General features: G+C 62.7%; 10 protein-coding genes. 7 read left to right on the forward strand and 3 right to left on the reverse strand.

Annotation, left to right across the window (positions count from 1 at the left end):
• Nucleotides 1–222 precede the first annotated feature (222 nt).
• The 3 genes from CCUG20998_RS14925 to CCUG20998_RS14935 are packed head-to-tail and all read left to right on the forward strand — an operon-like array spanning nt 223 to nt 3356.
• Nucleotides 223–1497: a DUF2314 domain-containing protein gene (locus CCUG20998_RS14925; protein ID WP_020729310.1), complete on the forward strand. Its 1275-nt coding sequence runs from the start codon at nt 223–225 to the stop codon at nt 1495–1497.
• Between the two features lie 40 nt (nt 1498–1537).
• Nucleotides 1538–2722, forward strand: coding sequence for an SH3 domain-containing protein (locus tag CCUG20998_RS14930; RefSeq protein ID WP_181005709.1), 1185 nt, complete (start codon nt 1538–1540; stop codon nt 2720–2722).
• 10 nt (nt 2723–2732) lie between these two features.
• The gene (locus CCUG20998_RS14935; RefSeq protein WP_020729312.1) at nt 2733–3356 is read left to right on the forward strand and encodes a hypothetical protein; all 624 of its coding nucleotides are present in this window, start codon (nt 2733–2735) and stop codon (nt 3354–3356) included.
• Between the two features lie 22 nt (nt 3357–3378).
• On the opposite strand, the gene arc is transcribed toward CCUG20998_RS14935, so the two are convergent.
• The gene (arc, locus tag CCUG20998_RS14940; RefSeq protein WP_020729313.1) at nt 3379–5208 is read right to left on the reverse strand and encodes a proteasome ATPase; all 1830 of its coding nucleotides are present in this window, start codon (nt 5206–5208) and stop codon (nt 3379–3381) included.
• 297 nt (nt 5209–5505) lie between these two features.
• Between arc and lppK the strand changes: the two genes are divergently transcribed.
• Together lppK and CCUG20998_RS14950 are read left to right on the forward strand one after the other, a co-directional pair.
• Complete coding sequence (gene lppK, locus CCUG20998_RS14945) at nt 5506–6153, forward strand: lipoprotein LppK (RefSeq protein ID WP_020729314.1); 648 nt, start codon at nt 5506–5508, stop codon at nt 6151–6153.
• 8 nt (nt 6154–6161) lie between these two features.
• Nucleotides 6162–6464, forward strand: coding sequence for a DUF503 domain-containing protein (locus CCUG20998_RS14950; RefSeq protein ID WP_012394777.1), 303 nt, complete (start codon nt 6162–6164; stop codon nt 6462–6464).
• A 12-nt stretch (nt 6465–6476) separates the two neighbouring features.
• On the opposite strand, the gene trmI is transcribed toward CCUG20998_RS14950, so the two are convergent.
• A complete protein-coding gene (gene trmI, locus CCUG20998_RS14955) occupies nt 6477–7319 on the reverse strand; it encodes a tRNA (adenine(58)-N(1))-methyltransferase TrmI (protein ID WP_036455946.1) in 843 nt (280 codons plus the stop codon).
• Between the two features lie 73 nt (nt 7320–7392).
• Here trmI and CCUG20998_RS14960 point away from each other — a divergent pair, with 73 nt between their 5' ends.
• Nucleotides 7393–8274, forward strand: coding sequence for a RecB family exonuclease (locus tag CCUG20998_RS14960; protein ID WP_036455721.1), 882 nt, complete (start codon nt 7393–7395; stop codon nt 8272–8274).
• Nucleotides 8271–9050: a thioesterase family protein gene (locus CCUG20998_RS14965; protein WP_020729317.1), complete on the forward strand. Its 780-nt coding sequence runs from the start codon at nt 8271–8273 to the stop codon at nt 9048–9050. Before CCUG20998_RS14960 ends, CCUG20998_RS14965 begins: the two co-directional genes overlap by 4 nt.
• Before the next feature lie 20 nt (nt 9051–9070).
• On the opposite strand, the gene CCUG20998_RS14970 is transcribed toward CCUG20998_RS14965, so the two are convergent.
• Entirely contained in the window at nt 9071–25852 is a 16782-nt protein-coding gene (locus tag CCUG20998_RS14970) for a non-ribosomal peptide synthetase (RefSeq protein WP_116269163.1), read from the reverse strand.
• Nucleotides 25853–25900: the final 48 nt, after the last annotated feature.

Here is a 25900-nt window from a genome sequence, read left to right on the forward strand (position 1 = left end):
GGCAAGCCGCGCTTTGACAGCAACCTCCGCAATTCGTGATACAAGTTGCCCGCACGCCTAGTGGTGCGGGCCGCGCGGGGTTGATACGGTCTCGGCTGACCGTCGCATCGAGTCCCTCGGAGAATCTACGTTGACGTTAAAAGTCTTGCAGCCGTTGCTATTTCCGATGAGTTTGCCAACTTCTCCGCGCACCGCCGGCGCGGCTACCCCAGGCGGCCAACGGTGAGCCCGAACCCTTTTCAGCAAGGACAGGACGTCACCGACCTGATTCCGGCCGGGCCGCTGCTCGACGGTGGGATTGCCTTCACATTCGCCATCTATTACCTGCCCATGCCTGCCGCAGACCCCTTCGACACCTTGGATGAACTGCTGGCGAACACATCCGCCGGATTTCACCAGGTGGAGTCCATCAGCGGTGACGAGACGGAGCCGACGGTATGTGCCTTCGTCAATATCGATCCGCGTAACGACTATCCCCCGCCGGATCCGGAATTTGTTGAACTCTTCAACTACGGAGTCGGCCCGCAGCTGGCCATCGCTCTACAGTCCACCCAGGCCGCGTTCATCCTCAACTTCAGCTGCCCGATTGAGCAGGCTCGGGATTGTCTTCGTGCCGCACAGCAGCTAACGGGTAGCCTCGCGGCCGCCACCGGCGGCCTGATTTGGGATGCCGAAACTAGACAGATATTCACGCCGGCCGCCTGGCAGGAAATCAGGGTCGATCGATGGACCAGACCAACCCCAGATGTTGACGACCATACGATCATTCACGCCTACGAGATCAATGGCCAGATGCGAGTCGTCACGCTGGGAATGGCGAAGTTTGGGCTGCCCGACGTAGTGGTAAACCAGGTGCCGCGGTCGGTATGCAGCAACGTCGGACAGCTCGTGAGCGCGTTCTGCCAGGCGATCGCTGATCGGCCCGTTGTCGAACGTCCCGGAGAATTCGATCTGGATTACCGGCGTTTGAGGCCCAACGCGACCGGGGCCGCGCCGCTCACGGTGAGAATGGGCGAGCACCACGACGGCGACCCGGTGAACCGGCTACTCGAGATCACCTTCGACCGAGGGCCGGGCCAGGACGCTCCGGCCCGTCGGCACGCGATTCTCTGCGCCGCGTTCGACTCCGGAGCTTCGATCGTTCCCGCTACGCACAACGACGCATTGGCAGCCGCCAGCCGATCCGCGCGAGCAAAGCTGCCCGCGCTGCGCGCCGCGTTCAACGAAGGGCTGCCGCCCGGCGAGTTTATGCAAGTCAAGGCTCCTTTTGAGGGCCCGGACGGCACCCGGGAGTACATGTGGGTGGACGTAGTTACGTGGAACGGCGACGAGATCACGGGACCGCTGGCCAACAAACCGTTCAACATCGCCGGTCTGCACCCCGGGCAGGTAGTAGTGGTCGCGCAGTCCACCGTCTTTGATTACAAGCACAAACGCAGTGACGGCACGATCGACGGGAATGAAACCGAAAAGCACATCATCAGCACGTTGAACTAGCACAGCAGCAACGGTTGGCCGCCGCTAGGGTTGAGCCGGCATGAACCCTTCCCCGCACCGCGCTCCGGCACGCCGAGACCCGTCGAGTGCCGCGGCGGAAAGCTGGTTTCTGGAACGGGGCTTGCCCGCGGTGCTGACCCGGCGGGCCCGCTGGCGGCGGCTGTGGTCACGGTCTGCCCCGGTACTGGCCGCGTACGCGACACTGCACTGCTGGACGCTCCCGATTCTGCTGATCACCCACGGCGACGAGGTCGTCATCGATGGGCAACCGACCCCCCGCGAGTGGGTGCTGGTGACCCTGGTCGCGATCGCACCGGTCTTGATCACGTTGGTCGGCTGGCTGGTGTCGCGACTGTCCGACAGCCGGAAGCGTTCGGTGGCGGCGACCGTGGCGGTCAGCCTGGTGGCAATCGTCCTGATCGTTGAAACCTCGGTGTCTCATCTGCCGGACGCGGCCCTGGCCGCGGTGATGGTGCTGTTGCTCACCGGTAGCGGTGTCGGATCGGTCACCGGATGGTCGGTCCGAATGACGCTGTCGCACCTGGCGACGATCGGCGCCCTGGCGGTTCGGGCCTTGCCGATCGTTCTGCTGACCACGTTGGTCTTCTTCAACAGCAACATCTGGCTGATGGCCTCCACAATCAGCGCGGAGCGGCTGGCCGTGGCCATCGCATTTCTGGTCGGCATCGCGAGCGTATTCGTCATCTCCACCACCGCGGAGCGGATCAAACCCATGCTGCAGGCACCGACCGTGCAGCCCAAGAACTGCCAGGAACTGGCCGACACCCCGTTTGCGGCGATGCCGGATCCGCCGACCAGCCTGCCACTGACCCGAGCCGAGCGGGCCAATGTGGTCTTCGTGCTCACCGCCCACCAGTTGGTGCAGATCATGGTGGTGGCGATGCTGACCGCCACCATCTACGTGATCCTCGGGCTGATCGTGCTCAGCCCAGCCCTGCTCCAGGAATGGAGCCACAACGTGTCCAGCAATGCGACCGTGCTGGGCCTGACCGTGCCGGTGCCGGATTCGTTGGTCCATCTCTGTCTGTTCATTGGCGCGTTGACGTTCATGTACATCAGCGCCCGCGCAGTTGGTGACGCCGAATACCGTGCGACATTCGTCGACCCGCTCATCGAGAACCTGCACATCACCTTGATCGCACGCAGCCGCTACCGCGCCAACAACGATGGCACCGATGTTGACGCCAGTCCCGGCGGTGATTAACTTCACGCTGGTGTCCGTACCCGAGCAGGTAGAAGACTTATCCGGGAAACGCTACGGCGAGGTGCTTCTCGTCGAAATCGGTGAATCCGGTCCACAAGCCACCGTCTACAACAGCTTTCCGCTCAACGATTGCCCCGCTGAACTGTGGTCCGCCCTGGACGCGCAAGCCCTGGCCGCCGAAAACGGGGTGGCCGCAGCCCTGCTCAACGGGCCCCGCTACTGGCTGATGAACAGCATCGAGAAGGAGCCCCAGGGGCTGCCGGAGACCAAGACATTCGGCGGAATCGAAATGCTCAAGCAGGCAACCGTGCAGATGTCGTCGATGAGCCCCGCCCCCTACACCGTCAATCGGGTGAACCGTCACACGGTGTTTGTCTTCAACGCCGGCGAAGAGATCTACGAACTCATCGACCCGGGTGGACAACGCTGGGTAATGCAGACCTGGAGCCAGGTGGTGGACCCCAACCTTGCCCGCGCCGACCTACCCGGCCTGGCCACACGACTGGACCTACCAGAAGGATGGTCCTATGAGCCGCGCGTGCTGGCCGAGATAATGCGGGTGGACACCACCGACCGCCCCGCGCACGTGACGCAGGACGACCTGTCCAACAGCTACTCGCTCGAGGTCGACTGAGCCTCTTACGGGTAGCCCCCCCTTACAGGTACTGGCCGAGGTTGGACTCGGTGTCGATCGCGCGGCTGGCGCTCGACGACTTGCCGGTCACCAGGGTGCGGATGTAGACGATCCGCTCGCCCTTCTTACCCGAGATCCGTGCCCAGTCATCGGGGTTGGTGGTGTTGGGCAGGTCCTCGTTCTCGGCGAACTCGTCGACGATCGAGTCGAGCAGGTGCTGAATACGCAGGCCTGGCTGGCCGGTCTCGAGCACCGACTTGATCGCATTCTTCTTGGCTCGGTCGACAACGTTCTGGATCATCGCCCCGGAGTTGAAGTCCTTGAAGTACATGACTTCCTTGTCACCGTTGGCGTAGGTGACCTCCAGGAACCGGTTGTCGTCGATCTCGGCGTACATCCGATCGACGACCTTTTCGATCATCGCCTTGATGCATGCCGGGCGGTCGCCCTCGAACTCGGCAAGGTCGTCGGCATGCACCGGCAGCGTCTCGGTGAGGTACTTCGAGTAGATGTCCTGTGCCGCTTCGGCGTCGGGCCGCTCGATCTTGATCTTCACGTCCAGTCGCCCTGGCCGCAGAATGGCCGGATCGATCATGTCCTCGCGGTTGGAAGCACCGATGACGATGACGTTCTCGAGTCCCTCCACCCCGTCGATCTCGCTGAGTAGCTGCGGAACCACCGTGGTCTCGACATCGGAGGAAACCCCGGTGCCGCGAGTACGGAAGATCGAGTCCATCTCGTCGAAGAACACGATCACCGGTGTGCCCTCGGAGGCCTTCTCCCTGGCCCGCTGGAAGATCAGCCGGATGTGACGCTCGGTTTCACCGACGAACTTGTTCAGCAGCTCGGGGCCTTTGATGTTGAGGAAGTACGACTTCGCCTCGCGAGAGTCATCACCGCGGACCTCGGCCATCTTCTTGGCCAACGAGTTGGCCACGGCCTTGGCGATCAGTGTCTTGCCGCAACCAGGCGGGCCGTAGAGCAGCACGCCTTTCGGCGGGCGCAGCGCGTACTCCCGGTACAGCTCCTTGTGCAGGAACGGCAGCTCGACCGCGTCACGAATCTGTTCGATCTGGCGTGTCAGGCCACCGATGTCCTCGTAGCTGACATCGGGCACCTCTTCGAGCACCAGATCCTCGACCTCGGCCTTGGGGATGCGCTCAAAGGCGTAGCCAGCCTTGGTGTCGACGAGAAGCGAGTCACCCGGACGCAGCTTGCGCGGCTTCGTGTCGTCGTTGAGCGCGTCGGGAAAACCATCCGGCAGGTCCTCGGCAACCAGCGGCTCAGCCAACCAGACGATGCGTTCCTCGTCCGCGTGGCCGACGACCAGTGCCCGATGGCCATCAGCGAGCACCTCCCGCAAGGTGGAGATCTCGCCGACCGATTCGAACGTGCCGGCCTCTACGACGGTCAGGGCCTCATTGAGCCGAACCGTCTGGCCCTTCCGCAGCGACGAAACTTCGATGTTGGGCGAGCAGGTCAGGCGCATCTTGCGGCCGGAGGTGAACACGTCGACCGTGTCGTCGTCGTGCGTCGACAGCAGAACGCCATAACCGCTGGGCGGTTGCCCCAACCGGTCGACCTCTTCGCGCAGCGCCAGCAACTGCTGTCGGGCTTCTTTAAGAGTTTCCATTAATTTGGAGTTGCGGGCGGCGAGCGAGTCGATGCGGGCTTCGAGCTGATGCACATCGCGGGCAGACCGCGCCGTGCCTTGCGGCCCAACCGCGCTCTCGAGTTGCTCACGCAGCACCGCGGCTTCACGCCGCAGCTGTTCTAATTCGGCAGCATCATTGCTGGACAAGGGGGTGTCATCGGGTGTCCCGAATGCTTCAGAACGCTCTGAATCAGCCATGTTGCGCTCCTTTCCCACACCAGGAATGGTGCAGCGGATACCCCAACGCTACCGGCGATCGCGGCTTCATGTGCGGAACCAAATGCCGTTGAAAAGTTACAAGTTGAAGTCCACTGGTAATCTCGGCTACCACTTGGGCCGACAGAAAGGAGCGCCGCGACGTGAAATCCCTAGCCACAGCCGCTGCGGTCCTGATGCCGATGGGCGCCGCGCCCGAGGGTGTGATTTGCACTCCATCTTCGCGAGTGTCGTCTTCGCGAACTTCCCTGAAACGCCGATAGCCGACCCCGCCGCTGGATGCACCGAAACCGCCGCTTGGCCGTCACCGCCATCACCGCCATCACCGCCGTGGCGACGTTGGGGGTCGCGGGGTGTTCACCGTCACCGGACAACGCCGAGAACTCGACGTCGACCGTGGCACCACCGCCACCGGCCGCACCCAGTGCCCTGCCGGTCCCACCATCCGCTCCGCTGCCACCCCCCGAAGCCCTAGTCGATGTGTTGTCCCGGCTCGCCGATCCGAACATTCCGGGAGACAAGAAACTGGACCTGGTTGAGGGTTCAACCCCGGACACCGCTGCGGCCCTGGACCGGTTCACCACCGCCGCCCGAGATGGCGGGTACCTGCCGATGAACTTCGCTGCCAACGACCTCGCATGGTCGGCGACCAATCCGTCCGATGTGGTGGCAACCGTCGTCGTCACCACCGCCCAACCGGAGAATCGCGAGTTCACGTTCCCGATGGAGTTCACGCCGATCCACGGCGGGTGGCAGCTATCCCAGCGAACCTCGGAGATGCTGTTGGCTCTCGGCAATTCCCGGACATCCCAGACATCTAGTCCTGGCACTGCCCCCAACCCAGAACCTGCCCCGGTCGAGCCGGCCCCCGAAGAAAGCCCACCAGCGACTGGGTCTGTCGCCCCGTCTTCGAGTCCTCCCGGCTGAGTCTGCGGATGTGGATCGGCTGGCTGGAGTTCGATGTGTTGCTGGGCGACGTGCGATCACTCAAACAAAAGCGGTCGGTGGTCCGCCCGGTTGTCGCGGAGCTCAGGCGCAAGTTCGCCGTGTCGGCCGCCGAGACCGGATCACTCGAGCTGCACCGACGGGCCGGAATTGGGGTCGCCGTGGTGTCCAGTGAGCGCAGCCATGCCGTTGATGTCCTCGACGCGGCCGAACGCCTGGTAGCCGCGCACCCCGAGTTCGAACTGTTGTCGGCGCACCGCGTCCTGCACCGCAGCGAGGACTGGCTCGGTTAGGCCTGTTCCCGGCTAGCCATCGCGCCCCTCGCGTTTGCGCCCCAGTGGCGCGGGGGCTACCGCACCCGGCGCCAGCCGGCGTGCGGCGACCAGAAACGCGGTGTGTCCGCGCATGGAATGCTGCGGCCGTACGGCCAGCCCGACAACGTTCCAGCCCCGCTGCAGGGTCTCCCACGATCTCGGCTCTGTCCAGCACTGCTGGGTCCGCACGGCCTCGACAACCTTGGACAGCTGGGTCACCGTGGCCACGTAGATCATCAACACGCCACCGGCGACCACCAGCCTGGAGACCGAGTCGAGCACCTCCCACGGCGCCAACATGTCCAGCACTACCCGGTCGATCGAGCCGTCGGGCAGCTCCGAGTCGGCGATATCGCTGATGATCAATTGCCAGTTGTCGGGCGCCTCGCCGTAGAAGTTGGTCACGTTGCGACGAGCATGCTCGGCATGATCGGCGCGCTGCTCATAGGAGATCACCTGCCCCTGCGGCCCGACCGCTCGCAGTAGTGACAGGGTGAGTGCCCCGGATCCGGCGCCCGCCTCGAGCACCCGGGCACCGGGAAAGATGTCGCCCTCGTGCACGATCTGCGCGGCGTCCTTGGGGTAGATCACCTGGGGCCCGCGGGGCATCGACATCACATAGTCGACCAGCAACGGGCGCAGCACCAGAAACTGCGCGCCATTGCTGGACTTGACCACGCTGCCTTGCTCCAGGCCGATGATCACGTCGTGCGCGATCCGGCCACGATGGGTATGGAACTCCGCGCCCGGAGTGAGGGTGATGGTGTAGTGACGCCCCTTGGCGTCGGTGAGCTGAACACGTTCGCCGACGTGAAACGGACCGGTCGCTGACACGTCGTCTAGGGTGCCAGCTGACGCGCCGTAGCCGGTGTCCGGGGTTGTCGGTGCCCAGTCATAGGCTGCGAATATGACGGACCAGCCGGGCTCCGTGGCGAGCGTGTACATCCGACCGGCGCTGTCGCCGTCACGGGCCGCCGATTTCAAACAGTGCCCGCTGCTGTACCGGTTTCGAGCGATCGACCGATTGCCCGAGAAACCGTCAACGGCGCAGCTGCGAGGCTCTGTGGTACATGCCGCCCTCGAGCAGCTCTACGCTCTACCCGCGGTGCAACGCGGCCCGGACACCGCCCGGTCACTGGTGGAATCCGCCTGGGAGCAGGTGATCGCCGGTGAGCTAGACCTTGCCGGAGAGCTGGCACCCGACCAGCAAGCCCAATTGCTCGAGGATGCCCGTGCACTGTTGTCGGGCTACTACCGGCTGGAAGATCCGAGGCGATTCGACCCGCAGAGCTGCGAGCAGCGCGTCGAGGTGGAGCTGGCAGACGGCACGCTGTTGCGCGGCTATATCGACCGGATCGACGTCGCCGCTACCGGTGAGTTGCGGGTGGTCGACTACAAGACGGGCAAGGCCCCGCCTGCCGCCCGGGCGCTGGCGGAGTTCAAAGCCATGTTCCAGATGAAGTTCTACGGAGTAGCGCTGTTTCGGTCGCGGGGCGTGTTGCCCTCCCGACTGCGGTTGATCTATCTGGCTGACGGGCAGGTGCTGGACTATTCGCCGGATCGTGATGAGCTGCTTCGCTTTGAGAAGACCCTGATGGCCATCTGGCGTGCCATCCAATCGGCGGGACAGTCGGGCGACTTCCGCCCCAATGCGTCGCGGCTATGCAATTGGTGCCCGCACCAGCAACACTGTCCCGCTTATGGCGGGACACCACCGCCGTATCCCGGGTGGCCGGATCGCCCGCCCGCCGAAGCGGTTTCGTGCTCCGCAATCGAGCCCACGCCATGAACGGTTGCTACTACCGCCGCCTGCCCGGGGCCGACGGCGATTACCAGATGTTCGACTCGACCGACTTCACCCGCAGCAATTGGGATCCCGACATTCAGCACGGCTCTCCCCCGTTGGCGCTGCTGACCAAACTGATCGAAGAACTGTCGGCGGGATCGGGTTTGCGGATCGGCCGGCTCAGCCTGGACATCCTCGGGGCGATTCCGGTGGCTCCGGTCCGGGCCCGGGCTTGGGTGCAGCGCCCGGGGTCGCGGGTCGCCATGATGGTTGCGGAGATGGTGGCCGATCGCGTGCTGGCCCGGGTGACCGCGTGGCTACTGGCGGTCAGCGACACCACCGACGTCGCATCCGACCGGTATCCCCCGCTGGTGGAGGGACCGGCGCAACCCCGTCCGGCCGCCTTTGCCGGGGTCGGTGGCTACTTCGACGCGCTCAGCTGGCGCCCGCAGGACACCGAAGGACAACCCGCCGCGGTGTCCTGGTTCAGGCCGACGGCTCACATCGTCGACACCGATCCGGCGTCACCGCTGCAACAGCTGGCCGCCGTGGTCGACTGCGCCAACGGCGTCGGAGCGATCCTGGATCCCAACCGGTTTCTCTTCATGAACACCGATACGGTCGTTCATCTGCACCGACTTCCGACCGGCACCGATTTCGCGTTGCGCGCTCGCGCCTCCGTCGGGCCAGATGGCCTGGGAGTGACGACGGCTGAGATTTTCGATAAGACCGGATTTGTGGGGACGTCGGCGCAGACGCTGCTGGTGCGGCGCCGGTAGTCCGGCGGCGCAACGTCGGCTCAAGCTTCTAATAGTTTCTTGAGTTGTTCGCCGTACATGCTGAGCGATTCGGCGGTCAGCATCTCATGGTGTGTGCAGTCGACGGAGTACGTTGTAATGTCGCCGGCAATATAATTTCGCCAATTTTGCAGTTGCGACGAATCACTCATTTGTCCACTACGCCCAGCGAGAAATATGGTCATATCGCCGTCGAACACGTCGGGCTTGTGTTCCAGGAGATACGACTGGACCGCTTTGGCATTTCGGGCTGCGAAGTCAAATATTCCGCTGGGCAGAGCGGTAAAGTCCACCACTTCTCGCAGTTGGTTAATCAGCTGCTCCGCTTGCTCTCGAACAGCCGCGTGGTTAGGCCGCGAGCTGCCGTCCACGATCTGATCATCTTCAACCCCAAGGTTTCTCAATGTACTGCCGAGCAGTTGCGGCGGATCCAACAGGATCAACCGTTGCACCACACATCCGCGTCGGTGAAGTTCGATGGCAAGCTCGTGAGCCACGACGCCACCAAAAGACCAGCCGAGGAGGTTATAGGGTCCGGCAGGGTAGGCCGCTTGAAGCCTGTCCGCATAGTTTGCCGCCATGCTGCGAATCGATTCGGGTTCAGCTTCGCCATTTTCCGCGATTTGGTTAATGCCGATTATCGGGCAGTCCAAATAGTTTCCCAAAGCCCGATAAGACCAGCTGAGCCCGAGGCCATCATGAATACAGCACAACGGAACACCCGTGTCCTCCTTGAGGATCTCGACCGGGACTACTTCCATTCCGTTGTCACTTGTGTGCAGTCGCTGACTCAAGATTCTCACTGAGGGCGCGTCGCGCAAGGTGCGCGCCGGAAGTTCAAGACCGAGGGCTTTGTTGACCTTGGCGATCACCCGCAGCGCAGAGAGTGAGTCTCCACCCAGTTCAGAAAACGAGTCCTCAACCCCCACCCGCTCCAACCCCAACACCTCGGCATAAATACCCGCCAAAATCTCCTGCACCGGCCCCACCGGAGCCCGATAACGATCACCATCGCCATACTCCGGCGCCGGCAAAGCCCGCCTATCCAACTTCCCATTAACCGTCAACGGCAACCCCGCCACCACCACCACCGCGGCCGGCACCATATACCCCGGCAACCGCTGCCCCAACACCCCACGCACCACCACCGGATCCACCGCCCCCGTCACATACCCCACCAACCGCCGATCACCACCACGATCCTCACGAACAACCACCACCGCCTGACCCACCCCATCAACAGCACCCAACGCCGCCTGAACCTCACCCAACTCAATCCGATACCCACGAACCTTCACCTGATCATCAACACGCCCCCGATACTGCAACTGCCCATCCCGACCCCAACACACCAAATCCCCCGTCCGATACATCCGCTCACCAACACCCCCAAACGGACACGCCACAAACCGCGACCCCGTCAACGACCCCCGCCCCCAATACCCCACACCCACCCCAACACCAGCCACATACAACTCCCCCACCACACCCACCGGCACCGGCCGCAACCACCCATCGAGCACAAAAAAGCCCAGATGCCCCAACGGCACCCCAATCGGACTCACCGCACTCTCAGCGTCAGCGCCAACAATTTCACGCACCGAGGCATGCACCGTCGTCTCAGTCGTGCCATACAAATTGATCAACCGCGCCACCCCCGGACGCCGCGCCAACCACACCCCCGCACGCTGAGGCTCAAACGCCTCCCCCGCCAAAAGCACCGCCTCAACCCGTAACTCACGCCCCAAACCAGACCGGACCGCAACAGCACCCTGCAACGCATAAAACGCCGACGGCGTCTGACTCAAAACACTGACCCGCTCAGCCACCAACAACGCGAGGAAATCCTCAGGCGAACCCACCACCTGCTCGGGCACCACCACCAACCGCCCACCACTTAACAACGCCCCCCAAATCTCACACACCGAAACATCAAAGGCATACGAATGCCACTGCGACCACACCCCCGCCACCGGCACACTCGAGGCCAACGACTCCACCAACGCGACCACATTGCGATGACTAACCGCCACACCCTTAGGAATGCCGGTGGTCCCGGAGGTGTAGATCAGATACGCGATGTCATCAGCAGCCGGTGCCACCAAACCCGTACCCGCACAAGCCTCAACACCCGCATCAGCAACATCGACGACCACACAACCGCACTCATCCAACCCCGCAGCCCACCCACCGGTAGTCACCACCGCCACCGGCCCAGCATCAGCAACCATGAACCGCACCCGCGCCGCCGGCAACCCCGGATCAATCGGCACATACGCCGCCCCAGTCTTTAACACCGCCAAAATCGCGGTCACCGCCTGAGCACAACGACCAAACACCAACGCCACCCGCTGCCCCGGACCCGCACCCAAACCCACCAAAAAACGCGCCAACCGATTCGAGGCCTCATCAAGCTCGCCATAGGTCAGGCTCTGACCCTCAAAACTGAGCGCCACCGCATCCCGATCACGGACAACCTGAGCATCAAACAACGCCGGAATCGACACCCTCACCGGCACCGACGCACCCAACACCGCCCGATTACCCCACCCATCCAACCGAACACGCTCCACCGAATCCAACACATCCAACGACGAAACCCGCACCCCCACATCACCAGTCATCGCCACCAACACCCGCCCCAACCGCTCGATCAGCATCTCGATACTGCCCGCATCAAACACATCAGTACGAAACTCCACCCCCCCACCAATCCCAGCGGGCTCCCCAGCCTCGGTCCAACGCTCAGCCAGCGAGAACAGCGCGTCGGTGCGGGCGGTGCGCGTGTCTACCGGCATCGGGGTGACCTCTACGTCCCCCAACACCAAGCCCTTGGCCGGGTTATCTTGTTGCCCTGGGAAGTTCAGCCAGGTCAACACCACCTGGGCAAGCGGGGAGTGGGTCAGACTTCGGTTTGAGTTGAGCCGCTCCACCAGTACCTCAATGGGCACGTCTTGATTCTCGTAGGCATCAAGACTGCTCGCTCGCACCTGCGCCAGCAGATCCGCAACGGTGGGATCAGCCGACATATCAACCCGCAACACCAACGTGTTGTGGAATAGGCCCACTAGATCGTCGAGTGCGGGGTCGCGCCGTCCGGCGACCGGAACCCCTACCGCCACCTCAGAACTCGCACTGATCTTGGCCAACACCACCGCCAACGCCGCCTGAACCACCATGAAACTGGTCGCATTATGCTCACGAGCCACCCGAGCAATCTGCTGCTGCAACCCCACCGACCAATCAATACCCACCCTGCCACCACGATGATCAGCCACCGGCGGATAAGGCCGATCAGTAGGCAACGCCAAACGCTCCGGCATCCCCGCCAAAACCCGCTGCCAATAAGCCAACTGAGCAGCAATCGGGCTACCCTCATCCCCAATATCACCCAACCGCGCACGCTGCCACAACGTGTAATCGCCATACTGCACCGCCAACGGCGCCCAACCCGGAACACACCCCGCACAACGAGCGGCATAAGCCACCCCCAAATCACGCGCCAGCGGAGTCATCGACCAACCATCACCAGCAATATGGTGCACCACACACACCAACACATGCTCATCCGCACTAACACGGAAAAGCACCACACGCAAAGGAATCTCAGTCGCCAAACTAAACGCATAACCAGCCACCGCAGCAACGGCCTCACCCAACCGCCCTACCGACCACCCACCCGCATCAACAACCCGCCACCCAAAATCAGCCCGCTCAACAGCCACCACCACCTGCTGGGGCACACCCCCCACCGCAGGAAACACCGTACGCAAACTCTCATGACGGCCCACCACATCCACCCACGCCGCACCCAACGCATCAACATCCAAACCCCCACCCAACCGAAACGCCGCCGCCATGTTGTAAACCGCCGACGGCCCCTGCACCTGCTCCAAAAACCACAACCCACTCTGAGTAAACGACAACGGCACCACCGCAGGCCGCGGCCCCGCCACCAACGGCACCACCGGCACCACCGAACCCGAAACCCCACCCACACACGACGCCAACCCCGCCACCGTCGGCCACTCAAACAACACCCGCACCGACAAATCAACACCCAAACCAGCATTAACCGCAGCAATCAACCGCATCGCCGACAACGAATCCCCACCCAACTCAAAAAACGAGTCCTCAACCCCCACCCGCTCCAACCCCAACACCTCGGCATAAATACCCGCCAAAATCTCCTGCACCGGCCCCACCGGAGCCCGATAACGATCACCATCGCCATACTCCGGCGCCGGCAAAGCCCGCCTATCCAACTTCCCATTAACCGTCAACGGCAACCCCGCCACCACCACCACCGCGGCCGGCACCATATACCCCGGCAACCGCTGCCCCAACACCCCACGCACCACCACCGGATCCACCGCCCCCGTCACATACCCCACCAACCGCCGATCACCACCACGATCCTCACGAACAACCACCACCGCCTGACCCACCCCATCAACAGCACCCAACGCCGCCTGAACCTCACCCAACTCAATCCGATACCCACGAACCTTCACCTGATCATCAACACGCCCCCGATACTGCAACTGCCCATCCCGACCCCAACACACCAAATCCCCCGTCCGATACATCCGCTCACCAACACCCCCAAACGGACACGCCACAAACCGCGACCCCGTCAACGACCCCCGCCCCCAATACCCCACACCCACCCCAACACCAGCCACATACAACTCCCCCACCACACCCACCGGCACCGGCCGCAACCACCCATCCAGCACAAAAAAGCCCAGATGCCCCAACGGCACCCCAATCGGACTCACCGCACTCTCAGCGTCAGCGCCAACAATTTCACGCACCGAGGCATGCACCGTCGTCTCAGTCGTGCCATACAAATTGATCAACCGCGCCACCCCCGGACGCCGCGCCAACCACACCCCCGCACGCTGAGGCTCAAACGCCTCCCCCGCCAAAAGCACCGCCTCAACCCGTAACTCACGCCCCAAACCAGACCGGACCGCAACAGCACCCTGCAACGCATAAAACGCCGACGGCGTCTGACTCAAAACACTGACCCGCTCAGCCACCAACAACGCGAGGAAATCCTCAGGCGAACCCACCACCTGCTCGGGCACCACCACCAACCGCCCACCACTTAACAACGCCCCCCAAATCTCACACACCGAAACATCAAAGGCATACGAATGCCACTGCGACCACACCCCCGCCACCGGCACACTCGAGGCCAACGACTCCACCAACGCGACCACATTGCGATGACTAACCGCCACACCCTTAGGAATGCCGGTGGTCCCGGAGGTGTAGATCAGATACGCGATGTCATCAGCAGCCGGTGCCACCAAACCCGTACCCGCACAAGCCTCAACACCCGCATCAGCAACATCGACGACCACACAACCGCACCCATCCAACCCCGCAGCCCACCCACCGGTAGTCACCACCGCCACCGGCCCAGCATCAGCAACCATGAACCGCACCCGCGCCGCCGGCAACCCCGGATCAATCGGCACATACGCCGCCCCAGTCTTTAACACCGCCAAAATCGCGGTCACCGCCTGAGCACAACGACCAAACACCAACGCCACCCGCTGCCCCGGACCCGCACCCAAACCCACCAAAAAACGCGCCAACCGATTCGAGGCCTCATCAAGCTCGCCATAGGTCAGGCTCTGACCCTCAAAACTGAGCGCCACCGCATCCCGATCACGGACAACCTGAGCATCAAACAACGCCGGAATCGACACCCCCACCGGCACCGACGCACCCAACACCGCCCGATTACCCCACCCATCCAACCGAACACGCTCCACCGAATCCAACACATCCAACGACGAAACCCGCACCCCCACATCACCAGTCATCGCCACCAACACCCGCCCCAACCGCTCGATCAGCATCTCGATACTGCCCGCATCAAACACATCAGTACGAAACTCCACCCCCCCACCAATCCCAGCGGGCTCCCCAGCCTCGGTCCAACGCTCCCCCACAAAAAACGCCAAATCGATCCGCGCAGAACCGGTATCCACCGGCAACGCAGTCACCTGCACGTCACCCAACACCAACCCCGAACCCGGATCACTAAGCTGCCCCGGGAAGTTCTGCCACGCCAACATCACCTGAACCAGCGGATGATGAGTCAAACTACGCACCGGGTTCAGCCGCTCCACCAACACCTCAAACGGCACGTCCTGATGCTCGTAAGCATCAAGACTGCTCGCTCGCACCTGCGCCAACAGATCCGCAACGGTGGGATCAGCCGACATATCAACCCGCAACACCAACGTGTTGACAAACATCCCCACCAACTCATCAAGCCCACGATCACCACGCCCAGCGACCGGAACCCCCACCGCCACCTCAGAACTCGCACTGATCTTGGCCAACACCACCGCCAACGCCGCCTGAACCACCATGAAACTGGTCGCATTATGCTCACGAGCCACCCGAGCAATCTGCTGCTGCAACCCCACCGACCAATCAATACCCACCCTGCCACCACGATGATCAGCCACCGGCGGATAAGGCCGATCAGTAGGCAACGCCAAACGCTCCGGCATCCCCGCCAAAACCCGCTGCCAATAAGCCAACTGAGCAGCAATCGGGCTACCCTCATCCCCAATATCACCCAACCGCGCACGCTGCCACAACGTGTAATCGCCATACTGCACCGCCAACGGCGCCCAACCCGGAACACACCCCGCACAACGAGCGGCATAAGCCACCCCCAAATCACGCGCCAGCGGAGTCATCGACCAACCATCACCAGCAATATGGTGCACCACACACACCAACACATGCTCATCCGCACTAACACGGAAAAGCACCACACGCAAAGGAATCTCAGTCGCCAAACTAAACGCATAACCAGCCACCGCAGCAACGGCCTCACCCAACCGCCCTACCGACCACCCACCCGCATCAACAACCCGCCACCCAAAATCAGCCCGCTCAACAGCCACCACCACCTGCTGGGGCACACCCCCCACCGCAGGAAACACCGTACGCAAACTCTCATGACGGCCCACCACATCCACCCACGCCGCACCCAACGCATCAACATCCAAACCCCCACCCAACCGAAACGCCGCCGCCATGTTGTAAACCGCCGACGGCCCCTGCACCTGCTCCAAAAACCACAACCCACTCTGAGTAAACGACAACGGCACCACCGCAGGCCGCGGCCCCGCCACCAACGGCACCACCGGCACCACCGAACCCGAAACCCCACCCACACACGACGCCAACCCCGCCACCGTCGGCCACTCAAACAACACCCGCACCGACAAATCAACACCCAAACCAGCATTAACCGCAGCAATCAACCGCATCGCCGACAACGAATCCCCACCCAACTCAAAAAACGAGTCCTCAACCCCCACCCGCTCCAACCCCAACACCTCGGCATAAATACCCGCCAAAATCTCCTGCACCGGCCCCACCGGAGCCCGATAACGATCACCATCGCCATACTCCGGCGCCGGCAAAGCCCGCCTATCCAACTTCCCATTAACCGTCAACGGCAACCCCGCCACCACCACCACCGCGGCCGGCACCATATACCCCGGCAACCGCTGCCCCAACACCCCACGCACCACCACCGGATCCACCGCCCCCGTCACATACCCCACCAACCGCCGATCACCACCACGATCCTCACGAACAACCACCACCGCCTGACCCACCCCATCAACAGCACCCAACGCCGCCTGAACCTCACCCAACTCAATCCGATACCCACGAACCTTCACCTGATCATCAACACGCCCCCGATACTGCAACTGCCCATCCCGACCCCAACACACCAAATCCCCCGTCCGATACATCCGCTCACCAACACCCCCAAACGGACACGCCACAAACCGCGACCCCGTCAACGACCCCCGCCCCCAATACCCCACACCCACCCCAACACCAGCCACATACAACTCCCCCACCACACCCACCGGCACCGGCCGCAACCACCCATCCAGCACAAACAACGCCGCCCCCGACACCGGCGAACCAATCGGCGGCGCCCCCGACCCCGCCACCAACGGCGCACTCAGCGCCACCCACATCGTGGTTTCGGTCGGACCGTATTCGTTGATCATCAGCCGCCCGGGTGCCCACCGATCCACCACCTCGCCGGGGCAGCCCTCACCACCTACCAGTAATGCCACCGACTCCAGCCCCTGCGGCGATAACACCCCCGCTGCGGTCGGTGTCTGACTCAAAACGGTGACCCGCTCCGCAATCAGCAACGCGTGGAAGTCTTCGGGGGAACCCGCCACCTGCTCGGGTACCACCACCAACCGGCCCCCGTGCAACAAAGCGCCCCAGATCTCCCAACCTGAGATATCGAAGCTATAGGAGTGCCATTGGGTCCAGACTTGCTCCGGTCCCCACGGCACACCCGCGTCCGCTGATGCCACCAGTTGAGTGACGTTGCGGTGGGTGATCGCCACTCCCTTGGGGGTGCCGGTGGTCCCGGAGGTGTAGATCAGATACGCGATGTCATCAGCAGCCGGTGCCACCAAACCCGTACCCGCACAAGCCTCAACACCCGCATCAGCAACATCGACGACCACACAACCGCACTCATCCAACCCCGCAGCCCACCCACCGGTAGTCACCACCGCCACCGGCCCAGCATCAGCAACCATGAACCGCACCCGCGCCGCCGGCAACCCCGGATCAATCGGCACATACGCCGCCCCAGTCTTTAACACCGCCAAAATCGCGGTCACCGCCTGAGCACAACGACCAAACACCAACGCCACCCGCTGCCCCGGACCCGCACCCAAACCCACCAAAAAACGCGCCAACCGATTCGAGGCCTCATCAAGCTCGCCATAGGTCAGGCTCTGACCCTCAAAACTGAGCGCCACCGCATCCCGATCACGGACAACCTGAGCATCAAACAACGCCGGAATCGACACCCCCACCGGCACCGACGCACCCAACACCGCCCGATTACCCCACCCATCCAACCGAACACGCTCCACCGAATCCAACACATCCAACGACGAAACCCGCACCCCCACATCACCAGTCATCGCCACCAACACCCGCCCCAACCGCTCGATCAGCATCTCGATACTGCCCGCATCAAACACATCAGTACGAAACTCCACCCCCCCACCAATCCCAGCGGGCTCCCCAGCCTCGGTCCAACGCTCCCCCACAAAAAACGCCAAATCGATCCGCGCAGAACCGGTATCCACCGGCAACGCAGTCACCTGCACGTCACCCAACACCAACCCCGAACCCGGATCACTAAGCTGCCCCGGGAAGTTCTGCCACGCCAACATCACCTGAACCAGCGGATGATGAGTCAAACTACGCACCGGGTTCAGCCGCTCCACCAACACCTCAAACGGCACGTCCTGATGCTCGTAAGCATCAAGACTGCTCGCACGCACCTGCGCCAACAGATCCGCAACGGTGGGATCAGCCGACATATCAACCCGCAACACCAACGTGTTGACAAACATCCCCACCAACTCATCAAGCCCACGATCACCACGCCCAGCGACCGGAACCCCCACCGCCACCTCAGAACTCGCACTGATCTTGGCCAACACCACCGCCAACGCCGCCTGAACCACCATGAAACTGGTCGCATTATGCTCACGAGCCACCCGAGCAATCTGCTGCTGCAACCCCACCGACCAATCAATACCCACCCTGCCACCACGATGATCAGCCACCGGCGGATAAGGCCGATCAGTAGGCAACGCCAAACGCTCCGGCATCCCCGCCAAAACCCGCTGCCAATAAGCCAACTGAGCAGCAATCGGGCTACCCTCATCCCCAATATCACCCAACCGCGCACGCTGCCACAACGTGTAATCGCCATACTGCACCGCCAACGGCGCCCAACCCGGAACACACCCCGCACAACGAGCGGCATAAGCCACCCCCAAATCACGCGCCAGCGGAGTCATCGACCAACCATCACCAGCAATATGGTGCACCACACACACCAACACATGCTCATCCGCACTAACACGGAAAAGCACCACACGCAAAGGAATCTCAGTCGCCAAACTAAACGCATAACCAGCCACCGCAGCAACGGCCTCACCCAACCGCCCTACCGACCACCCACCCGCATCAACAACCCGCCACCCAAAATCAGCCCGCTCAACAGCCACCACCACCTGCTGGGGCACACCCCCCACCGCAGGAAACACCGTACGCAAACTCTCATGACGGCCCACCACATCCACCCACGCCGCACCCAACGCATCAACATCCAAACCCCCACCCAACCGAAACGCCGCCGCCATGTTGTAAACCGCCGACGGCCCCTGCACCTGCTCCAAAAACCACAACCCACTCTGAGTAAACGACAACGGCACCACCGCAGGCCGCGGCCCCGCCACCAACGGCACCACCGGCACCACCGAACCCGAAACCCCACCCACACACGACGCCAACCCCGCCACCGTCGGCCACTCAAACAACACCCGCACCGACAAATCAACACCCAAACCAGCATTAACCGCAGCAATCAACCGCATCGCCGACAACGAATCCCCACCCAACTCAAAAAACGAGTCCTCAACCCCCACCCGCTCCAACCCCAACACCTCGGCATAAATACCCGCCAAAATCTCCTGCACCGGCCCCACCGGAGCCCGATAACGATCACCATCGCCATACTCCGGCGCCGGCAAAGCCCGCCTATCCAACTTCCCATTAACCGTCAACGGCAACCCCGCCACCACCACCACCGCGGCCGGCACCATATACCCCGGCAACCGCTGCCCCAACACCCCACGCACCACCACCGGATCCACCGCCCCCGTCACATACCCCACCAACCGCCGATCACCACCACGATCCTCACGAACAACCACCACCGCCTGACCCACCCCATCAACAGCACCCAACGCCGCCTGAACCTCACCCAACTCAATCCGATACCCACGAACCTTCACCTGATCATCAACACGCCCCCGATACTGCAACTGCCCATCCCGACCCCAACACACCAAATCCCCCGTCCGATACATCCGCTCACCAACACCCCCAAACGGACACGCCACAAACCGCGACCCCGTCAACGACCCCCGCCCCCAATACCCCACACCCACCCCAACACCAGCCACATACAACTCCCCCACCACACCCACCGGCACCGGCCGCAACCACCCATCCAGCACAAACAACGCCGCCCCCGACACCGGCGAACCAATCGGCGGCGCCCCCGACCCCGCCACCAACGGCGCACTCAGCGTCGTATAGATCGTGGTTTCGGTGGGGCCGTAGCCGTTGATCATCAGCCGCCCGGGTGCCCACCGATCCACCACCTCGCCGGGGCAGGCCTCCGATCCCATCAACAACGCCACGGAGTCCAGCCCCTGCGGCGATAACACCCCCGCTGTGGTTGGTGTCTGACTTAGGACGGTGACCCGCTCGGCCACCAGCAACGCGTGGAAGTCTTCGGGGGAACCGACCACCTGCTCGGGTACCACCACCAACCGCCCACCACTTAGCAACGCCCCCCATATTTCCCACACCGAAACGTCGAAGCTGTAGGAAACCCATTGGGTCCAGACTTGTTCGGGTCCCCGTGGCAGGCCGGCGTCCGCTGATGCCACCAGTTGAGTGACGTTGCGGTGGGTGATCGCGACTCCCTTGGGGGTGCCGGTGGTCCCGGAGGTGTAGATCAGATACGCGATGTCATCAGCAGCCGGTGCCACCAAACCCGTACCCGCACAAGCCTCAACACCCGCATCAGCAACATCGACGACCACACAACCGCACTCATCCAACCCCGCACCCCACCCACCGGTAGTCACCACCGCCACCGGCCCAGCATCAGCAACCATGAACCGCACCCGCGCCGCCGGCAACCCCGGATCAATCGGCACATACGCCGCCCCAGTCTTTAACACCGCCAAAATCGCGGTCACCGCCTGAGCACAACGACCAAACACCAACGCCACCCGCTGCCCAGGACCCGCACCCAAACCCACCAAAAAACGCGCCAACCGATTCGAGGCCTCATCAAGCTCGCCATAACTCAGGCTCTGACCCTCAAAACTGAGCGCCACCGCATCCCGATCACGGACAACCTGAGCACCAAACAACGCCGGAATCGACACCCCCACCGGCACCGACGCACCCAACACCGCCCGATTACCCCACCCATCCAACCGAACACGCTCCACCGAATCCAACACATCCAACGACGAAACCCGCACCCCCACATCACCAGTCATCGCCACCAACACCCGCCCCAACCGCTCGATCAGCATCTCGATACTGCCCGCATCAAACACATCAGTACGAAACTCCACCCCCCCACCAATCCCAGCGGGCTCCCCAGCCTCGGTCCAACGCTCCCCCACAAAAAACGCCAAATCGATCCGCGCAGAACCGGTATCCACCGGCAACGCAGTCACCTGCACGTCACCCAACACCAACCCCGAACCCGGATCACTAAGCTGCCCCGGGAAGTTCTGCCACGCCAACATCACCTGAACCAGCGGATGATGAGTCAAACTACGCACCGGGTTCAGCCGCTCCACCAACACCTCAAACGGCACGTCCTGATGCTCGTAAGCATCAAGACTGCTCGCACGCACCTGCGCCAACAGATCCGCAACGGTGGGATCAGCCGACATATCAACCCGCAACACCAACGTGTTGACAAACATCCCCACCAACTCATCAAGCCCACGATCACCACGCCCAGCGACCGGAACCCCCACCGCCACCTCAGAACTCGCACTGATCTTGGCCAACACCACCGCCAACGCCGCCTGAACCACCATGAAACTGGTCGCATTATGCTCACGAGCCACCCGAGCAATCTGCTGCTGCAACCCCACCGACCAATCAATACCCACCCTGCCACCACGATGATCAGCCACCGGCGGATAAGGCCGATCAGTAGGCAACGCCAAACGCTCCGGCATCCCCGCCAAAACCCGCTGCCAATAAGCCAACTGAGCAGCAATCGGGCTACCCTCATCCCCAATATCACCCAACCGCGCACGCTGCCACAACGTGTAATCGCCATACTGCACCGCCAACGGCGCCCAACCCGGAACACACCCCGCACAACGAGCGGCATAAGCCACCCCCAAATCACGCGCCAGCGGAGTCATCGACCAACCATCACCAGCAATATGGTGCACCACACACACCAACACATGCTCATCCGCACTAACACGGAAAAGCACCACACGCAAAGGAATCTCAGTCGCCAAACTAAACGCATAACCAGCCACCGCAGCAACGGCCTCACCCAACCGCCCTACCGACCACCCACCCGCATCAACAACCCGCCACCCAAAATCAGCCCGCTCAACAGGAACCACCACCTGCTGGGGCACACCCCCCACCGCAGGAAACACCGTACGCAAACTCTCATGACGGCCCACCACATCCACCCACGCCGCACCCAACGCATCAACATCCAAACCCCCACCCAACCGAAACGCCGCCGCCATGTTGTAAACCGCCGACGGCCCCTGCACCTGCTCCAAAAACCACAACCCACTCTGAGTAAACGACAACGGCACCACCGCAGGCCGCGGCCCCGCCACCAACGGCACCACCGGCACCACCGAACCCGAAACCCCACCCACACACGACGCCAACCCCGCCACCGTCGGCCACTCAAACAACACCCGCACCGACAAATCAACACCCAAACCAGCATTAACCGCAGCAATCAACCGCATCGCCGACAACGAATCCCCACCCAACTCAAAAAACGAGTCCTCAACCCCCACCCGCTCCAACCCCAACACCTCGGCATAAATACCCGCCAAAATCTCCTGCACCGGCCCCACCGGAGCCCGATAACGATCACCATCGCCATACTCCGGCGCCGGCAAAGCCCGCCTATCCAACTTCCCATTAACCGTCAACGGCAACCCCGCCACCACCACCACCGCGGCCGGCACCATATACCCCGGCAACCGCTGCCCCAACACCCCACGCACCACCACCGGATCCACCGCCCCCGTCACATACCCCACCAACCGCCGATCACCACCACGATCCTCACGAACAACCACCACCGCCTGACCCACCCCATCAACAGCACCCAACGCCGCCTGAACCTCACCCAACTCAATCCGATACCCACGAACCTTCACCTGATCATCAACACGCCCCCGATACTGCAACTGCCCATCCCGACCCCAACACACCAAATCCCCCGTCCGATACATCCGCTCACCAACACCCCCAAACGGACACGCCACAAACCGCGACCCCGTCAACGACCCCCGCCCCCAATACCCCACACCCACCCCAACACCAGCCACATACAACTCCCCCACCACACCCACCGGCACCGGCCGCAACCACCCATCGAGCACAAAAAAGCCCAGATGCCCCAACGGCACCCCAATCGGACTCACCGCACTCTCAGCGTCAGCGCCAACAATTTCACGCACCGAGGCATGCACCGTCGTCTCAGTCGTGCCATACAAATTGATCAACCGCGCCACCCCCGGACGCCGCGCCAACCACACCCCCGCACGCTGAGGCTCAAACGCCTCCCCCGCCAAAAGCACCGCCTCAACCCGTAACTCACGCCCCAAACCAGACCGGACCGCAACAGCACCCTGCAACGCATAAAACGCCGACGGCGTCTGACTCAAAACACTGACCCGCTCAGCCACCAACAACGCGAGGAAATCCTCAGGCGAACCCACCACCTGCTCGGGCACCACCACCAACCGCCCACCACTTAACAACGCCCCCCAAATCTCACACACCGAAACATCAAAGGCATACGAATGCCACTGCGACCACACCCCCGCCACCGGCACACTCGAGGCCAACGACTCCACCAACGCGACCACATTGCGATGACTAACCGCCACACCCTTAGGAATGCCGGTGGTCCCGGAGGTGTAAATCAGATACGCGATGTCATCAGCAGCCGGTGCCACCAAACCCGTACCCGCACAAGCCTCAACACCCGCATCAGCAACATCGACGACCACACAACCGCACTCATCCAACCCCGCAGCCCACCCACCGGTAGTCACCACCGCCACCGGCCCAGCATCAGCAACCATGAACCGCACCCGCGCCGCCGGCAACCCCGGATCAATCGGCACATACGCCGCCCCAGTCTTTAACACCGCCAAAATCGCGGTCACCGCCTGAGCACAACGACCAAACACCAACGCCACCCGCTGCCCCGGACCCGCACCCAAACCCACCAAAAAACGCGCCAACCGATTCGAGGCCTCATCAAGCTCGCCATAGGTCAGGCTCTGACCCTCAAAACTGAGCGCCACCGCATCCCGATCACGGACAACCTGAGCACCAAACAACGCCGGAATCGACACCCCCACCGGCACCGACGCACCCAACACCGCCCGATTACCCCACCCATCCAACCGAACACGCTCCACCGAATCCAACACATCCAACGACGAAACCCGCACCCCCACATCACCAGTCATCGCCACCAACACCCGCCCCAACCGCTGCACGAGGTCGGCGACCCCAAGACCCGTCTCGGGAGTGAGCACGCTGAGCGCGTCGCCCGTCGCTGCGATCATCAGCGTCAGCTGGTCCCTCGCAAATTCGGCGGTCACGGTCACCGGGAAATGCGTCGGACTGTGCGCAGCCACCCGGCGGAACGTCGCCGCCCCGACGGGAACATCCTTGCCAACGGCCAAGCCACCGGTCGGGAAGTTTTCGAATACCAGCAACGTGTCGAACATCTCACCGACACCGGCCGCCTGACGCAGCCACGCATGACTGAAGTAGGCATATTCACGCACCAGTGCGGTATCTCGCCGCACCGCCGCGCATAGGTCGGCGATGACTGCTTGCGGATCGAGTCGGACGCGCAGCGGCACGGTGTTGATAAACAGACCGACCATTGACTGCACGCCGGCCAGCTCAGAAGGCCGTCCCGACACCGCAATCCCGAAAACCACATCGTCACGACCGGTCAGCGCCCCTAACACCAACGCCCACGCCACCTGCACCAGCGAATTCACGGTGACGCCACGACTGCGAGCACCATCAACCAGCCGAGCCGTCACTTCCGCGCCCAGACATAACTCAATACGCTGGGGCTCCTCGGCCACCTGCCCACCCTGGCCACCGGCCAGCGCCCGCGACAACATGGTGGGCGCCGACAGTCCAGCCAGGTAGTCACGCCAAAACTGTTCACCGGACTGCGAATCCCAGCCGCCCAGCCAGCCGAGGTAGTCGCGAAATGGCCGCGGCGGCGCCGCAAGCACATCGATGGCCCCACCCGCCCGATACAAAGCGAAGAGCTCGTTGACAAACACCGCCAGCGACCAACCATCGATCACAATGTGATGGGCGGTGATGACGAATCGCCAACGCTCGTTAGGCAACTCGACAAGCAGAAACCGCATCGTCAGACCACGTTCGAGATCGAATCCCGACCGTTGCTCATCGGCCTCCAGCGAGGCCACCTCTTCCGGCGTCGCGACCACCTGCCGCCACGACAGATCCACGTCACTGGGCACAACCTGCACCGGATGAGGCAGTTTGCCTTGGACGAAGCGGGCCCGCAAATTCGGATGGCGATGCATTGTGGCGATCGCGCAGTTGCGAAGCAATACCGTGTCCAGCTGACCGAACACGTCAAAAGGCGCCGCGATCGTGTACGGATCGTCAGCCGCTGACTTGGTGAACATGGCCAGCGCGAACAGCCCCTGCTGCAGCGGAGTCAGCGCCATCACGTCCTCGACGCCGACCAGTCCGCCGGCTGTCTGGCCTCCATCGCGCTGATCACCGGTTCTCGCCAGAATGTCCGATAGCTCGGCTAATTCGGCTGCCGACAACCCCGACATGCCCATCGGCGGACAAGAGCCATCATCGACAACGCCTACAACACCACC

It is taken from the genome of Mycobacterium marinum, assembly GCF_003391395.1.
GTDB lineage: Bacteria > Actinomycetota > Actinomycetes > Mycobacteriales > Mycobacteriaceae > Mycobacterium > Mycobacterium marinum.

What these genes read in the sequence shown, in the direction of transcription:
- CCUG20998_RS14930 (WP_181005709.1), top strand. Translation starts at nt 1,538, where the DNA reads ATGAACCCTTCCCCGCACCGCGCTCCGGCACGCCGAGACCCGTCGAGT.
- arc (WP_020729313.1), bottom strand. Translation starts at nt 5,208, where the DNA reads ATGGCTGATTCAGAGCGTTCTGAAGCATTCGGGACACCCGATGACACC.
- lppK (WP_020729314.1), top strand. Translation starts at nt 5,506, where the DNA reads ATGCACCGAAACCGCCGCTTGGCCGTCACCGCCATCACCGCCATCACC.
- CCUG20998_RS14950 (WP_012394777.1), top strand. Translation starts at nt 6,162, where the DNA reads ATGTGGATCGGCTGGCTGGAGTTCGATGTGTTGCTGGGCGACGTGCGA.
- CCUG20998_RS14960 (WP_036455721.1), top strand. Translation starts at nt 7,393, where the DNA reads ATGACGGACCAGCCGGGCTCCGTGGCGAGCGTGTACATCCGACCGGCG.
- CCUG20998_RS14965 (WP_020729317.1), top strand. Translation starts at nt 8,271, where the DNA reads ATGAACGGTTGCTACTACCGCCGCCTGCCCGGGGCCGACGGCGATTAC.
- CCUG20998_RS14970 (WP_116269163.1), bottom strand. Translation starts at nt 25,852, where the DNA reads ATGTCGGGGTTGTCGGCAGCCGAATTAGCCGAGCTATCGGACATTCTG.